The 17,470-nt window shown below is 49.0% G+C and carries 7 protein-coding genes and 2 pseudogenes; 1 reads left to right on the top strand and 8 read right to left on the bottom strand.

The features are described 5' to 3' along the window. Position 1 precedes the first annotated feature (1 nt). The 6 genes and pseudogenes from AC1MEW_RS12565 to gmtY form a co-directional block, all read right to left on the bottom strand. On the bottom strand, positions 2–5,806 hold the full coding sequence (locus tag AC1MEW_RS12565) for an ATP-binding protein (protein ID WP_480426469.1): 5,805 nt from the start codon (positions 5,804–5,806) through the stop codon (positions 2–4). An 809-nt stretch (positions 5,807–6,615) separates the two neighbouring features. Further along, positions 6,616–7,140 (bottom strand): hypothetical protein, encoded by a 525-nt coding sequence (locus AC1MEW_RS12560; RefSeq protein WP_480426468.1) that lies wholly within the window; start codon positions 7,138–7,140, stop codon positions 6,616–6,618. A gap of 125 nt (positions 7,141–7,265) precedes the next feature. After that, positions 7,266–8,428, bottom strand: a pseudogene (locus tag AC1MEW_RS12555) (IS3 family transposase). A 220-nt stretch (positions 8,429–8,648) separates the two neighbouring features. Next, positions 8,649–9,251, bottom strand: coding sequence for a gamma-mobile-trio protein GmtX (gene gmtX, locus AC1MEW_RS12550; protein WP_480426466.1), 603 nt, complete (start codon positions 9,249–9,251; stop codon positions 8,649–8,651). Beyond that, positions 9,248–14,614, bottom strand: coding sequence for a gamma-mobile-trio integrase GmtZ (gmtZ, locus tag AC1MEW_RS12545; RefSeq protein WP_480426464.1), 5,367 nt, complete (start codon positions 14,612–14,614; stop codon positions 9,248–9,250). Before gmtZ ends, gmtX begins: the two co-directional genes overlap by 4 nt. Continuing rightward, entirely contained in the window at positions 14,574–15,926 is a 1,353-nt protein-coding gene (gmtY, locus tag AC1MEW_RS12540; RefSeq protein WP_480426463.1) for a gamma-mobile-trio recombinase GmtY, read from the bottom strand. Before gmtY ends, gmtZ begins: the two co-directional genes overlap by 41 nt. Before the next feature lie 126 nt (positions 15,927–16,052). On the opposite strand from gmtY, the pseudogene AC1MEW_RS12535 reads away from it, so the two are divergent. Next, positions 16,053–16,382, top strand: a pseudogene (locus AC1MEW_RS12535) (GreA/GreB family elongation factor); the annotation flags it as partial. A gap of 12 nt (positions 16,383–16,394) precedes the next feature. Here the strand turns inward: AC1MEW_RS12535 and AC1MEW_RS12530 are convergent. Further along, positions 16,395–16,703 carry a class I SAM-dependent methyltransferase gene (locus AC1MEW_RS12530; RefSeq protein ID WP_201205501.1) on the bottom strand — a complete coding sequence of 103 codons (309 nt, stop codon included), beginning with the start codon at positions 16,701–16,703 and terminating at the stop codon, positions 16,395–16,397. A gap of 248 nt (positions 16,704–16,951) precedes the next feature. Next, a complete protein-coding gene (locus AC1MEW_RS12525) occupies positions 16,952–17,386 on the bottom strand; it encodes a DoxX family protein (RefSeq protein WP_201205537.1) in 435 nt (144 codons plus the stop codon). Positions 17,387–17,470: the final 84 nt, after the last annotated feature.

The following is a 17,470-nucleotide window of genomic DNA, read 5'->3' as shown; positions in this document are numbered from 1 at the left end:
GTTAATTCCCAGCCCCACTCAAGCTTATGAGTTCATGGTCGATATTTGCCCACAAACGCCCCGAAGACTTTCTGATGGACTCCCCCAAAATCGGAATAGAAAAATCCAGTTCAGGAACAGAATCTGTTTCAACAATCCTTATAAGACCAAGGCCGATACAGACATCAAGACCACGTTCAATTTCCACTTTTGAAAGGTTGTAATGGGAGACAAGCTTACTTTCAACCGAGCTAATTTTCCCCCTGTAGGTTCGATGACCAGAAAGCGAGCTATGGAGCTCTGCAAATGCGTAAAGCACTGCCTTAGCTAAAACACCATCACCGCTTTGTTCCGTCGAGATAGTCGTCCGTATTTCGTCGGAACCTGGCTCACCGCCCATATCGTCTAATTTTGATATCCCGGTTTCACGTGCGAGCAACGCACGCAAACCTTCGTTTACGTCAGATACCAATATATGCGAGTGCTTGGCCTTGGAAAGTGTCGCTCCAGCGACCAACTTCATGTAGTAAGGGATTCCCGCACACAGCCAAATTAGATGTTCAAGCGACTCCTTAGGCAAATCATAGATCATGCGTACTTTCTGAGGTTCTACGATCTTTCGAGCCAGCTCTTCCGAAGATTTGGTTTTAGCGGAAAACGGCGTAAGTTCAAGATGGTCAATGCTATTATAAAATGGAGACTCCGCATTGGCGATGAACAACTGCTTTGCCGCAGAAGAGCCCGCAAAAACAATTCCGATATCTCGCCGATCTGTAATTGTATGCCTGACTTGCCACAGGATATCAATTGCAGTCTGCTTATTCTTCCCGCCCTGAAAATACATTGTTGCGAATCGATCGACTTCATCAATCAAAAAGATAATTCGCGTGGCATTATCGTTTTGTTTAAGCAATCTATCAGAAAGCTCACCAATAAATGTCCCACTATCGGTATCGTACGGCAAATCACGACCAATAGCGTCAAAGTCCTCATACAACTCCCTCAACTCCCGATTTGAAGAAATAGTACGCAGCCGCTTCCAGATCCAGCGATTAAACTCCATGCTACTGGAATAGTATTCGTCCAAAGTCAAATAAACCACCAAGTTATCTCTGTCGGCTTTATGAGAATAGCCATCCAAAATTCTAAATAGCATCGACGTTTTACCTGAGCGGCGTGGACTCGAAATCCAGAGACTTCTAACGATTTTGCTCTTAAACAATGCCTTTTCTATTTTCTGTTCATCGGCAATCCGAGGGACATACTCATCTCCACGCATGTGAACATCAGGGAAATTGTCATATGCGTCATCTATTTCATCTGGCGTTAGCGGAGAAAATGAATAATTGCCCTTGAGGGAAAAGCTCAACTCTTGACCGTAGCTAAATGTGTTGCCAGTTAACGAGGTGGCTTCACATTCTGTAAAAACTTTAAATGATGTTGCCAACTCATTTACCAGCAAAAACGATAGCAGGATAGAAGTATCTGTAAAGAAAGGACCTTTCAACTCATAGGAGACTGCATTATCCAAAAAACGGATGGGTGCATTAGTGGGCAGCTTTATCAACAAACTATCTGGACTGTCGACACGGCGAGGGGAGATTTTTAGCACCGTTCTGAAGATCTTATCAGTGTGGCGCTCCAAGTCGCCAACGATGGTCAAGCGAGCTGGTTGCTCGCCTTGCTCGATAGCATTTCCTAACATCATGTCAACAAAGATTTGGAAAGGACGCGCACTCACAGATTTTCTGAGGTCTATAAATCCCTGAAGAAGTTCACTACTACCACCAGCAATGGCTTGCTCTGCCACTTGAGCGAGCGCAAAGCTTTTCCGCTTATCGATGTCTATAGGTGAAAGTGTTAGGCAAAAAGCCAATACATCCGGAGAGCGTAGCTTCCAAGCTAAGCCCATAAATAGTGCTCTTGCTTCTGCTTGCTTTGCCCCTCCTGAAAACTTCTCCCACAATACTTTGGTTGCAAGCGGATCAAAATTATCACTGCCAAAGGCCAAATTGAAGCAGTTTCTGTACCCCAGAAACCCTTCAACATTATCAAATAACAACTGAATGCTATCTATAAACCTTGAGGCATCCAACAAACCAGTATTTTCCGCGCTTATCTTCCCGCCGGTAATAAGCTCTAAAAATTTAACTGACAACGCGAGCACCAAGGCCTTTCCCGACCTATCATGATGTAAGTATCTGACTACCTGACCTCCCAACTTTGCATTCAATAGTCCTAAAACCGCAGCTTGTGCAGGAGCATCAAACTCCACTCCATCACTTAGCATAGCGCTGATAGCCCAGTTGGAAAGATTGTCTAAAGATTCATAGTTACCAGCAGCCAGTTTTTTGAATGAAAATTGCTCTACTCGAACCCAATCCTTGGCCTCAATTATGGAAATCACATCAACTGAAATGGAGGACAGATCTGAAACGTTTCTTACTGAACTCAAATTTTGAGCTGCGGCCTTCAAAATGGAAATCGAGCGTTCTGCTCGCCCTTCTTGGACAGCAGAAAAAGTATCGACGGCGGCAAAGGTACCATCTAGGGAAGGAGAATCTTCGTCCTCTAGATGCTTGATCACACCAGCAACTTCAAATCTATCTAGAATCCTGTCTACAGCTACCCTGCCTAAGTCAGGCAGATTTTGCCAATCGTCTGCGGTGTCGATGAGCACACTATTAATCACTGAACTTTCTGATGCAGGATTGCTTTCCAACCTAATACTAAGTAGAAAGACTCTCACCAACGACATCAACTGCTCTTTATATGAAGGCAAAAGCGTATTAGAACGTGCCAACTCTGAGCATAAAGGATTGACAGCCTGCTCCCAGTAATAAGCAGCCTGCTCAGAAACAGATTGTTCTGGATATCGATTAAAATTATCGAGATGACTTACACACATCGATAGCTCTGCGTTCAAATCAATAGACTCCAAACTGGAGAGCTTTTGAACTACGACGATATGCGCCCTTCTTTTTTCATATTTACTATAATGTGATTCGAGATGCTTATTCAGTCTATTTACTGACCAACTTTCGTCAACGTCCTCAACACCCAGTTGTTCCAATATTGCCAAGAGGTTTTTCCTTGACGCCCCCTCCAAATCTACCCGTTGAAGATCCGTTGCGATTTGCTTTGCATTAGTCAGCGCAAGCTTTGCTTGCCGCCATTGATTACTATCAATGAACGATTCGACCCGGTCGATTTCTTTCAACAACAAACCATCGGTATCAATAGGCAAGATTTGTTTTATTGCATGTAGTGCCTCCTCAAATTCCGTCGCAATATCTTCAAGACTCTTCTCAATTCGACGCTCCAACTTCGCCGGGATTGAAACATTTCCTGTTGATAATATTTGGCTGAACCCTTCGCGAATTCCTTTATCCAGGTACAGCTCTACCAGATGCTCCACAGTATTATGGCCGAAACACCCAACAATCATATCTGTGTAGATATGCGCATAGGTCACCGTAGTGAAACCGTTCCTTACGAACGCTCTCGGAAGCAGCGCACTAATCTGCAAACCTTCTACCGCACCAAGATCCGGTGAAACTGATCGATCATGAGGCATATGCAAATTCATGTATACGCTGTTATCGTCCAACTTGTTATCCAACCATCTCCTTACCAAAATACATTCTTTGTCTTTCGACTTGAAAATTTTGGCGATGCTTTCCTTCAGCCCCTGGAGATAATCACTTTTAACAACTCCACCTTCTTGCAACTGAACATAAACGTCGTGCACATGATCCAATTCAAACTTCTTAATAATAACTTGCGTACGTGCAAACTTGTCATACTCCGAGTTCTTCTTCAAATGCTCAGGTATCTCAGACTTCCAGCTGTCCATGTGCTTATCAATATCGAATGCATCAACCCATTTTTCGTAGGTTTCGAAATAGGCACTCAAACCGGCGCGATCAAGACTATCTAATAATGGCTTAAAAAGGCTGTCATACGCAGCTTCCCAAATTTGCGCATACGTAACCCCTCCCCCCTTACGTCTGTAAGAAAGTAGGCTTCTAACTGTTTGTTCCAGATCTACCATTGAATCACTACGCCGAGAGCTAAGGGCTTTGGCTCCCGCAATCCCCAACCTGAGCGCTTTATTTGTTAACAGCTCATTAGACGTTTTTGAAGCCAAGCTGTAGAGCGCGCTAAAGAAGCTGTTTAAAGCATCACTCGAATGGTTTACGTACATCTCACTTAGTGGATAAGCACTCCAAAAACCAAAGCTCTCCTGCCTAGTTAGCGTACAATTTAAATAACCATCCAATTGAACCAAGCTAACCATTACACGCAAATTATAATAATTATGCGCTAAACATTCTTGCTGTCCGACTGTTAACCAACTCATGGCTGACAGAATGTCTATATCAACTTCCGACTCTAAACCCATGCTTTTAATGACAAGCTCAGCAAAAGCTGACTCTAGCTCACTGTAATTTCGATGCACAAGAGCACCGAGCAATGGATTAATCTTGCCAGAAGACATGTAGTATTGTGCCAAATCAATCCAGGTTTGATTCGGCAGCTTAGATTCTTTGTAAATATCCCAATCAAGGTCATTGTGATTTTTTAAAACTAGCGCCCTAAATTTCTCCTCTGCATAAAAGCCAGACTTTAGCATTTCATACTGTTTATAGAGATTTTTTACGCCTTCTACTGCGGAACTCAAATTTTGACTCACGCCAACTGACGCTACACGCCCTTTATTGAGCAAACCAAGCACAGACGCATCATCAAATGCAGATAATTCTTTTTCAACAGACTCTAGAACAACTAGTCTTTCTTCTATAGCCTTGAACCATATCGAAGGCTTCATTACATTTATACTAGGTACAGAATCCGAAAATGAAAGCCCAACCCTCATCAGCACCGTATTGAATGCAGAATTTATATTAAATTCGATAGACTTGCATTCATCAACTAAGGCACGGCGTTCTTCTTTCGCTTGACCCGCGAGATCCACTAAGCCCTGAAGAACAACTAATTGCGTATCATCCTGCAGCAAACCATTGGCTTTTAGACCTATCTGCTGTATCGACTGCTTGTACTTGACCAGCCTTTCATCAATTTTTTTAAGTCGTCTTTCACTTTCTTTAACAATATCTGACTTTGTTTCTTGTTTTACCACCGCTTTATTGAATGATGCAGGTGGTGCTTTATCAGAAAGCAGAATAACTTCATTTACTTCCGCCTCAGGCATAATGCACGGCGCCGGACGGAGTCCATCCAAAACTCCATTGAGCCCAGCCTCTTCAAGCGCGACACTCATTTTGAGACCAAATTGGCTTAGCGAGGACTCATTTGGAAATTTTATTCTGGCTATTATCGTTTCAACATTAATAGCCCAGATATATAATGCAAGTTCACGACTATTCGAGGACGACTCAACTAGCGCATCAATAAAAACATCTATTTTGTCAAAACAGAAAAAATACGCCTTATCGTCTTTTTCCGTATTAACAAAAAAACCCTTTTTCTCAAGACAAGCAAAACTCAAACCTTTATTAGATAAAACTACGTGAGTTCTAACCAACCAAATTGGCGAGGTTATCCGCGAACCGCTATTGAAAACCCATTTCTTTAGATAAACAGGGTTTTTAATTAGATTCGCAAGCGCATGAATAGCAGACTCTGTTGGCTTGATATTTTTCGAGGTGATTTCTTTTATCAGAGTACGAACTTTTGATCCTGGCTTAGGAACCCTACTCCAAAGTTCCTCAAGAAATTCCTCATCAACGTTGCCCTCACTATCCAAAAGTGCAACAGGCAGATATATTGTATTTCCTAACGCATCTATTCTTATTGTATCCATACATCATATCAACTCTAATAATTATATATTATGACTACGCCCAGACCACGCACAACTACTATCAGCATCCACGAACACGAAGCCCCACATAATGGAGTTAATATAATATTAATAGAAGGTTGTGTGCGACATATTTTGTAACTCTCCACCGATCCTTGAGCCATATGACTCAAGGACTGACTATAAAAAATATAAGCTATTGATTTTATAGACGAAGCTTGATTTTCCATCTATAGATTACGGCATGAGTGATAGGCGGGAAAAAGAAATAGCTTCCTTTTTTGGCCAGGTCGACTAGGCCTGGTAAAGCTCAGAATAGTGATCAACCATGACGAGTGCCTGATACCAGAAGGTTTCATAAAGCTTCGTCGTATCGACGCAAAACTTGCTGCCCCTACCATTCAAATCGTCCTCGAAGCCCGCCCCCCCGACCTGAGCCCAGACTAGAGCATGGGTGATTCGAAGCGAACCTGTGTGTGCCGCTGCCTGATTGAGTCGAATTAGATCACCAAACAACTGTATATAAATACAGTTAACTTAAGATGGCTCGCTGCCATCGTAGCAGTACTGCAAGCTCAGTCGCAAAGAGCCATCATTGCGTATAACTCTGTGTCAAAGCGCTTGGGTAATGGAGTCGATTGCGGTTTGGTTGCGATGGGATTTGAAACAGCATGACTCGCGGGAGATCGTTCTGTGTGGGCGTTCGGTATCTAGCCGGCGTCATTTCTTTGCTAAGGCGATAGCTCCGCCCCGGTAGAGAACAAAGCCCGCACTATGGCCACCCCTCCCTTTCTCTAAAACGGCCTGAATCACAGCCTCAAGTCCTCAGCCAAGGTTAACTCCCAGATGACTTCACTCCCTTCAGTAGCAAGGAGCTCCCTCACCTTATCTGTCAAATCGGCCCAGCCCAAACCAGAACGATCGCCCCGGGGGTAATCCAAATCCGCCAAGCACTCTCTGGCGTGTTCTCGTATCAGTCGAGACAAGATTTTCATCACGGGGTGATCTTCTTCGAGGCACTCTTCTCGACAGCCTTCACCGCCGTCAGAGAGGACAAGATCGTCATACATCTGTCTCAGAGCAAATTTATTCGCGAGTAGGATTTCTCGCAGCCTTGCCTCCATCACCGACTCACTGAAGAAGTCCCTCGCAGCGTTCCAGATGACACAGACTTTTTCATCTCCGAAAGCGGAAGCGCATGCCAAACATGCGTATATCCGGTCAGCCTCGGCTCGCATCAAAAAGTCGAAGCCATAGACCCTTGCATCTTTGTACGGAAAAAGTGCAGGCCAGCGACCCACATGCAACCTTACATACCGTTTCTTAGCTTTCACTGGGCCAGCCTCATCACCACACCATTGACACGGGATCGCGGGCGCAGCCTAAGGGATTCAGAGATTGAGGGATAGGTGAACCAATTCATGCGAACGGGCACACCGGATAGCCGCGAATGTAGTGGTCAACTAATCCCGGACACGACGTTAAGTTTTTCTTCGGCCCGAGCTGGCGCCAGCCCACCGTTGAATTGATGGGGTCGAACCCAGTTGTACCGATACATCAAGAAGTGGCTGATATCGCGCTGGGCTTCTTGAGCCGTTCGGTAACCCGTGGTCGGTATCCACTCCGTTTTCAAACTGCGGAACACGCGCTCCATTGGCGCATTGTCCCAGCAATTTCCCCGGCGACTCATGCTCTGGCGCATGCGATAACGCCACAGCCGCTGGCGAAATAAACGACTCGCATACTGCGACCCTTGATCCGAGTGAAACAGCAGCCCCTAAGGTCTTCCTCGTTGCTCGTAAGCCATATCCAGCGCCTTGATAACCAGATCGGCGTCCGGCTTTTCCGACAACGCCCAGCCCACCACCCGGCGCGTGCAAAGATCCAGCACGACAGCCAGGTAATGCCAGTTCCCCTGGGCCCAGATGTAGGAGATGTCACCGCACCACACTTGGTTGGGTGCTGGAACATCGAACTCCCGATTCAATATGTTCGGGATATCCAACCGTTCAACCGTCGCTCGTTTATAGGCATGTGATCCGGGTTGTTTACTGACTAAATCAAGCTCGCGCATCAGGCTGCGCACTTTGAACCGACCGAGCTGTTCACCGTCTTCAAGCATCAGCGACAAGATGCTACGGCTGCCCGCAGCACTGCGACTTTGCGAGAACAGCTCGCCCACCCGGCTGCGTAACCGAAGCCGTTCGACATCAAGCGTTCGACGCCTAAGACGCTGGGCGTAGAAGCACGATCGGGTGACTTCAAACACCTTGCACAGCCAATCAATCGGCTCATGGACGCTCAGCTGATTGATCAGCGCGTACGCTCGTGATCTTCCGACATCAAGAGCGCGGTAGCCTTTTTTAATATCGATTTTTCCCGTTCAAGGCGGGCAATCCGGGCTTCCAACTCCTGGATTTTCTGCTGTTCCGGGGTCAGCGCTTTGCTCTGCGGGGTAACGCCTTCGCGCTCTTGTTGAACCTGGTCGACCCAACGGCGTAGTGCCGACTCGCCGACGCCGAGTGAACGGCTGGCTTCGATGCAGCTGTAGTTTTGCTTGAGCACGAGGTCGGCAGCCTCGCGTTTGAATTCAGCAGAAAAGGAACGGCGTTGTTTGGTCATCTGACACCTCGATCTGGCGAGCATTCTCGCCTAAATGGGTGTCCGGTTTCATTAGACCACTACAGAATCCGTCTTTCAAATATCGACCAGACGATGGATAACATAAGCGGAGACCATCGCCTCCGCTCCTCATCTTGCGCTCGTAAAACTTGTCCTAGCCTTCTACTCCTAGGCGTAATTCCGGCCTCCCAACGACCGCCACTGCCAAATGCGAAATCCACTAGAGGTATTTCAACGCCTTTTCGATCGCATCAATGGTTCCGGGTTTAAGAACCTTCTGCCCATTTTCATCAATGATGTCGCCCACCTTTCCCCGCTCGAAATGCCACAGGCTCATGAAATCATCTGACAGGATGTATTCCAACGCACGTCGCTCCGAATCATCGAGCTTGAAGCTTCCCTTTGGCGCACTCCTATCATCGACGTAGATCTCCAGGTTTGGTGGCACAACCTCACGCACCAGTCGGCGCGCCTCCGCCAGTTCCGAAAGGAGAATATTGACGAGCATTCGATGCCGTGGAGAAGGAAGCTCTTCGATCCACGCCTCTGACTCAGGGTTGTTCTTCTTCTTTTTTTTGATGGGTGCCCCCGCAGCAAAAGACTCGATCAACGCACGGTAATGAACACCCGAGGCGTTACGAATACTCTGAGCTTGAGGCACTCCACGTTTCTCACCCAAACGGGCGATGGTCGAAAAAGAGAAGTCCGAGATGCCCCGCCCTGCCTGTTCCTGGCACACCTCGTAAATGGCCTCCAGGGTTCGATGCGTTCGCGGTGAAGCGATCGTCTTGAGGTGTTCCAGGGTGGCCTTTGGATCCATCATAGTGTGCTCGATTCAAGTGCTGGTTGGCGGCCCGCCAAAATGGCCTGGATGTCAGACTTGGCGATGTATTCCTGATCGCCAAGATCCTGCAGCAACAGCTTGCCCTCAATGAGCATGTCCACCTTGTCCCAGGACTTGACCCGGGCCAATAGGAAATTGGTCATTTGGTTGCCGATAACCATCTGCTGTTTTTTGTCCAACGCATACATTTTGGGCTTCATGTTATTGAAGGCAATCATCTTGTCGATCAACTGTGAACGAGGAGCCAGCGCAAGCTCAGCCGAGGCTGATTCATAGATTTCCGCGTTCTCACAGACCTCGTGCAACTGATGAAATCTCGATGTTTCCTCCATCGCTACATGAAGCTCATGCCCCGTGTGAACGATGAGCTGCGGAAGGTTTGCATCAGAATCAGTGGAAGCTTGCTCGTTGAGCAGCGCCTGACTCTGGTTGATCAATCGCGCAACCGCCTGAATGTCACACAAGTAAAGATCTGCTTTTTTCGAAGCGCTTTCCGACTCAGAACGCGTTTTACGGACTTGCATTTCAATCCAATTTCGCTCGCTCGCATCAAACTTGCGACGCGCTTTGTTGGCATGGAACTGTTCTACGTCCAACTCATCGATGCGCTTTCGCATCTCTTTAATGGATGATTCAAGTTCAGCAACGTGCTCGAACTGGATGGAGGCTTGCAAGGAAATTTCATTAGCGATAGCCAACAACCCTCCGATAAATACTGGCCCCGATACGAAATGACGGCATCGCAGGCAATTTTGCATTCCAAGGTAACCCGCAGCTACCGGCTGACGAACCTGGGTCTTGCCAATCAATGGCCCACCATCCTCGCAACGCGCCCCAGCGAACGGACAAAAACCATAGTCTCGGAACAAGATGCTACCCGCCGCACTGTTCCCCATGTACCGCCGTAAGGCTTCCTCATTGTTGGTGATGAGCTGACTACGAACCTCTTCGATCCGACCCTGCTCAATCATTTGCATGGCCATGTAAGCCTGATTCGAAAGCGCTCGCTTCTCGCCCTCACTAAACTTTTGACGCATACCCTCAGCATTGAGCTTGACGTAATAAATCGTCATTACGATCGCGCTGTGGCCCGCAATTTTCATGACGACTTCAAGCGGAAGACCAAACTCCATTACATAGGCGGTGATCAGGCTCACCCGCATGCTATGAGGTGTGTACTTGGATTGGTAACCCGAAAGCGCCGACATACTGCCGTTGCATTCGGCCAGCGCCAGGCTAGGCGGCTGGCTGTAGAACAATGCAGCAGCCAAGCGATCTTTCAGGCGATGGGCAAAATGGGCGCACTCTTCTCCCCCGAAATCTCGGAACAAGAAGCAATTTACTCCCCTCGCTTTTCTCTGCTTCTCATTCAGATCCGTCCGCACACACTCAAGCCACGGCATAGGTCGACTGATCGGATTGTATTTTGCCTGCCATTTACGCAAGCGGATCAACCAAATCGCGAGCTTCTCGGGCATCCAGGCAACGTTGTACCCAAGACCATCAGAGGAGGTTTTATTGGAAGTGAAGTGCATGCCGATCTGGTCGTCGGGGTAGCGTTTGATAAACCCCTGATCCTCGGTCTTGCCAGCCAACGCAGACGTATTGGGCACCCAAACGATCTTGCCATCGACAACGTCGGGAATCTCACGATCACCTTCACCCGAATCGTTGTACCCAAGTTGCTTGCCTCGCGCCGGCACCGAAGCCAGTGCAAAAGTATGCATCCAGGAGACCGGGTTCCACATCTTGGTTTTTCCATGCTCATGCTTGAACACACAATCAGGATCATCCGGATCCACGATGGATGGATCGACTTCGACCCAATCGGCGTCAAAAACCTGCAGGTGTCCGAGATCGGCATAGGTTTGCGCGGAGTCAGGAACCATCCACTCGCCCATCGCATGCACAAACTGATAAGACAATGCAGGCTTGCTGCTTTCACCCAGATTGCCACCACTCGCGCTGCCTTCATATTGCACTGCCGCGAACGGATTGCGGGCATTCGGAACCAATACGAGCTCACTGGTATCCTCATCCTCCATCGTCAACTTGCGTCGCAGGATGTGATCGCAAAACTCCTTGACCGCCGCAATGATGTAGCGCGCATTGTTGTCAGATTGCTCCGATGTGAACGCGTCAAAAAGCTTCAAATCAATCTTGGGGGATGTCAGAAACGCTTCGGGTGAAGTGCCCAATGCATTCTTCTGAATGTAGTAGCGTACAAACCGGCAAAGGCCCGCGACCTTGGTGTCAGCCCCCCGGGAGCTCTTCATGAACTCATCAATAGCGTCCTTCCACGGAAGGTAAGGTGCGCGGATGTTTCCTGTATTCAGAGGCTCCTGCTTGCCAACAAACCGATGCCAGTTGACCCACTTGTCCCTATACGTGCTTGCGGGATTTTGAGGCAGTCGAGGATCATTCTGCGCAGCACGAAATGCCCGATAAGCCATCCCCCCTGTCACGCCATTATCAATGACGATGCGGCTGCATTCTTCATAGCTGTAAGGCCGCGCAATATCACAGAGGTCATACCAATCCACGAATTCGTGATTGAAGACCCGATCGGGGTTCGCAGGGAGGCAGGAGTAGTTCCCGTACTCTTCACGGTACTCGACACTGTTCTTGATCTTCACGACCTTGATGACGAACTTTACGTCCGCCAATGTCAGGCAGGTTTCAGGCAATAGAAAATCAACCCAACCCTTCCATTGCGACCGGTAGTAATCGATCGGATCTGCCGGCAACCTAGGATCGCCCCTGCTCAGACGAAGGTATTCAGAGGAACCGGTGATACCCAGGGCTCGGGCAGCTGCTCCAGCCTCATAAAGATCCCTGTACTTCTCCACTCCAAGATAGGCATCCCAGCCCCAGGCCTCCCATTTATCGGCATACATCACCTGCGGAGACGCCGGAAGCCTCGGATCCTCCTTGTATCCCTCCAGATACTGCTCCTTCGTCCTGAACCCAAGGCGTTGTGCTGCCGTGCTGGCCTCAGTAACCGTCGCGTACTTGGGAACATAGTCGCCTAGCAGATCGGGGAACCCGATCCACTCGTTGGCGTACTTGATGTTAGGATTTGAAGGCAGCCGAGGGTCTTCGGTGTGTCGGACTTTGTACTCGATCGATGAAGTGATATCCAAGCGTCTGACGGCTTCTTTTGCCTGTGCCAACGTCTCGTAGAGGGCTACGACTTCTCGTGTAATGACGAAACGTCCCCAACCCTCCCAATAATCCGAATACGTTTTTTCAGGCACAGAGGGAAGCATCGGATCTTTACGGTAATCCTGGGTGTACTGTTTGGCAGAGTAAATCTCAAGCTCAGCAACACGCCGCTTCGCCTCTTCGTATGAATAGAAGACTTTCCCTCTGCGCGAGCCTAGAAAATCACCCCAGCCCTTCCAGTCCGCCTTATAGAACTGGGCTGGCGATCCAGGGAGCCTTGGATCAAGGGCCTTATAGGTACGCCCGTAGTTTGTATTGGAACCAAAATTCAACGCCTGAGCTGCCGCGCGCGCCCTTTCATAGGTGGGATACTTTTGCGCATGGCTGATCGTGCCGAGGTAGTCGTTCCAGCCAATCCATTCCTTCGCGTAGGTTTTATCCGGAAATGGTGAGAGCTTTTCATCCTGAGCAACCTTGCTGCGATAATCACCACCGCTCACTGCACCAAGCTTTTGGGCCGCCTCCTTGGCTGCGGCGTACGTTGCGTAATAGCTTTCATGTTTTTCACGATAGACATGTCCCGTAAAGTCTCCCCACCCTGTCCACTCACTCGCATAATATTGCGCCGGGGAAAAAGGCAGTTTTTCATCAGCCTTGTGACGCTCGATGTACTCACGCTGCGTTCGAATACCGAGTTTTTTTACGACTGCAGACGCCTGCTCCAAGGTGGCGTACTTACCCTTGCGCTTATCAGGATCGGGCGGCAGAAAATCAGGCCAGTTCGTCCACTCGCTGCGATAGACATCTTGCGGACTCGTTGGCAGCCTCGGATCGTTGATGTGAAGTGTTTTGTACTGCTGCGTCGTGTAGGCGCCCAGAACCTTGGCGGCGTCCTTGGCTTCGGCATAGGTCTCGTAATAATCTACCCGAAGGCCAAAAAAATCCTTGAAGCCATTCCACTCGTCCTTGTAGACGGTGTTCGGATTGGCAGGAAGCCGGGGGTCTTCCCGGTAACGCTTTTTGTACTCAAGGCTCGTTTTGATACCCAGTTTCTGAACGGCAAAGACGGCCTCTTTGAATGTGCAAAATCTGGAGTCCGGACTAGGCGGCAGAAAATCGCGAGCTCCTTTGAAACTATCTCCATAAAACTCTTCCGGATACGCAGGCAGCTTATGATCAATTTTGCAAAGCAGCCGATACTGTTGCATCGTATAGGCACCCAGGGATTTCGTGGCCTCCTTTGCTTCCTCATAGGTCTGGTATCGATCGACTAATCGATCGAAGAAATCAGGAAATCCAACCCAATCTTTTTTGTAGATTTCGTTTGGATTAGAGGCGAGCTGTGGATCTTCGCGATACCGGATGTTGTATTCGGCCTTGGTAGTGATCCCCATACGGCTAACGGCTTCGGCGGCTTCAGCCAATGTTGCATAAAACTTCGAATTGAAGCCTGCAGGGAGAAAATCATCCCAGCCTCCCCATTGATCTCCATAGTACCTGTCAGGTGAAGTTGGTAATTTTGAGTCTCGAACACACTGCTTTTTGTATTCAGGCATCGTCGACACATTAAGTAGTTGAGCCGCTGCCTTGGCTTCGGTGTAAGTGGCGTATCGCTCTACGTAGCCATCCAAAAAATCAGCATACCCGACCCACTCTTTTTCATAGGTTTTATTAGGGTTAGAAGGAAGACGCGGATCATCTTTGTATCGTTTCTTGTATTCGTCAGCACCGTTGACCCCCAAGGCCACTGCAGCTTGGCCAGCTTCTTTCAGCGAAGGATAAAATCTGCGGTCTGGATTCGGTGGCAGGAAGTCGTCCCATCCCGTCCAAAGATCGGCATACTCATCTTCCGGCCGGCCTGGTAGAAGAGGGTCTGCTTTGTAGAATTTCTTATACTGCTTAGTTGTAAAAACAGTAAGCGATTTGACCGCCTCCTTGGCTTCTGCATAGGAAGCATACCGTTGAATAGTCCAACTAAAAAATCTCGAAGGCCCTTCCCATTCAAGCGCGTAATACTTACCAAGATTCGACGGAAGCATTCTGTCTTCACGATATCGAGCCTTATACTCAACCATATTATTGATACCCAATGCTTTAGCAGCATTGGCAGCGTCTTTTAGGGTCTTATAGAGATTATTAGCGGCCATAGTTTTCGACGGTACGTTCCATTTTTTCACGGAGTTCTTTGTTGGTCATTTGAATGTAAACAAGGCACGAGTCAGGCGACTGATGATGCATGGACTTCTGAATTTCATGTTGAGCAAATCCATTTGAGGCCAAACGATACCCGTAAGCATGCCGATGACCATGTTCGGTAGTACCCAGATATTTTTCGTGCCTCAGTCCAATTCGATTTACAGCTGCTTTATGCAACCTCTGAAAATTCTTAATCGTCTCAGGCTCACCTTTGGAATTAGTAAATGCGTACGGATGATCCTGGCCTTGTGGCTCAACACGCTGGTACTGCAAGTATTTCCTAAAGGTGAGTAGAAACTCCGTCGCCTTATGCGGTGGATAGAACTCCACTTTGAAAAACTTCTCCCTAGTCAGCACCGGATCCTTCCACCCCAGGTGCAGTCGTTCACTCTTCAGATAATCCGTTCTAGGTACGAGCAAGTACTTTTTGGCGAGATACTCTCTGCGAGTGCTGTACGCTTTATCCGGAGTAGCACCATCAAAAGGATGATAAATGCGAACAATGGCCTCTGATCGCTTTCTATCTATATCAATGTCCGTCAGGTAGAGATGCAATGCCTCGCTCTTTCTCACCCCACCATAGTGCATCAATAACGTAATGGCCCGCGACTTGAAGTCTGCAGCCCGATCAGGATTGGTCTCTCCGCGCCGATCCGCCCGAATGAATCCGAAGTCCAGCAGCGGGAGAATTTTATCGTCAGGAAACCGCTTCACCTCTTCCTCGTAAAACGGTTTCTGACGCCTTGCAATCTCCCGGACAAAACGATTTTTTTCTTTCGCGTCTTCCCTACTATTCAGGTGATTCAGGAAGACTCGGTCATGCTTGTTATAGTAAGCAGCCCAGTTCAACCGCTGCTCTGTCGAGGTCGCCAGACGAAAAGGATTCGCACGCTTGATCTCGTGATCCGACTGCCTGGTAAGCCAGTCGGTGTACCCCGTGAGGCACACTGTGAGGTAATCGGCATCCTCAGCTGTACGAGGACTCCAATAAAGGCCCGAAGGGTCGCTCAGGTCTGAGGGGTTGGCCGTACCCATCCGCAGACATTCATCAAACGCTCGAAAGAGCTCCGTGTTCTGTTCGAACCGCCCCTCGTTGGCGTTGATGTACTCAATCAAAAGCTTGACTGCCTGGGTCACTTTGTCACGCCAGGACTGTCCTCTGTACAGCTTGCTCGCCAGGTATCTCAGGTGGGAAATCAACAACCCGCTCTCTGTAACAAGTGCAGGCAATCTCACCTCACGACCCGTCTTGTCGTTCCGGTACCTCGCCTTCACCTTCAATACGTAGGCCATTTCCGCATACTAACTATTATGTAGTTAGGGGTACTATCCCAAGCTGCTAGGGAAAAAGGAAGGGGGTTTGTAGGCGAAAAGGCGGGGAATTCGAGGTAAATAGTATGTTTCTAGATGGGGTTATAATACACCTACGGCAAGAAAATGCTGCGCGAGATCGACAGTCGTGTGCGTTTTCTCACCAAACGACTGGAAGCCCTGAAAGTCGTCAGCGAAAAACCCAGTGATCCGAACAAGGTGTATTTCGGCGCCTGGGTGACGATTGAAGATGAGGACGGCAAAGAGTCGCGCTATCGCATTGTCGGCCCGGACGAACTGGACCTCAAACTGGGACTGATCAGCATTGATTCGCCACTGGCCCGCGCTCTGATCGGTAAGGCACTGGACGCAGAAGTCCGGGTCCAGACACCCACCGGTGAGCAGTGCGTGTATATCGTGGCGATCGAGTATCTGTAGCGTCCTGAAACCTCAGCGCCGGGTAATCAACCCTTGTCGAGCGACACGGGTTAATTGTTTGATCACTTCGGGCGCATCTTCAAGGCTCGGCGACTGAATCACCGCCAGATCAAAACTGTCGTTGGCAAACCGAGCCAGTGACTCACCATCTTCGACAAACTGGATCAGGAAAGCTGCGGGGCCGCCAGTACGACGTGGCCAGCCGTCGAGATAACGCAGAAGCGTCGGCTGATGTTTGCCGCCAAGCAGGATTTTTGGATTGCGCTGGGTGAGGTGTGCCGTGATCGGCGCGGGGCGTACAACGGGGCTTAGTGCATTCATTGGGTCGTGTCTCTGCCTCAAAAGTCTGCATGGCAGGTGAGAGGCAACACCGAACCAGCGCTTTAGCGGTATTTCGAAGCCTGTTTCAAGCTTCTATCGGCAACTGGATGAGTCACCTGGCGCCCCGCAAGTAGCTGTTTAAATCGGCGCATGAGCAACATCCTAGAGAACGTGACCGGACAGTGTCAAGAATCCCGAGCAACAAAAAAGGCCCGCGCAATGCGGGCCTTTTCGTTAAGCCAGAGCGGTCAGCCGGCGATGGCGCGGTCTGCTGAAAGCTTGCCGGCGCCTTCGATCAGCACCGCGATGCTGCCACCGAGCAAAGCCAGGGCAAACTCGTAGCCATTGTTGGCCAAGAACAGACCGTTATGGATGTGCACCGAGAAGATCGCCACCAGTGAGAGGAAGGTCAGCCCCAGTGCCGCCGGACGAACCAGCAAACCGATGATCAAGGCCAGACCAGCGAAGAATTCCGTACCACCCGCCAGGATCGCCATCAGGTGACCCGGTGCAAGGCCAAGGCTTTCCATGTACTGCGCGGTGCCGGCAATCCCGTAACCACCGAACATTCCGAAGAGCTTCTGCGAACCGTGAGCCGCGAAGATAATGCCGACGAAAATACGCAGAACAGTCAGGCCGTAGCCAGCGCGGGTAAACAGTACCTTGTTGATCAGAGTGCTCATGCTGTGTCATCCATTGTGAGTATGTGTGTTGGTTGGCCGCCATATTAATCTGAAAATCGAATGATAAAAGCGGAAATATCCCAC

The organism is Pseudomonas sp. ASL4 (genome assembly GCF_056680395.1).
This window is presented reverse-complemented; position numbering and strand designations above follow the sequence as displayed.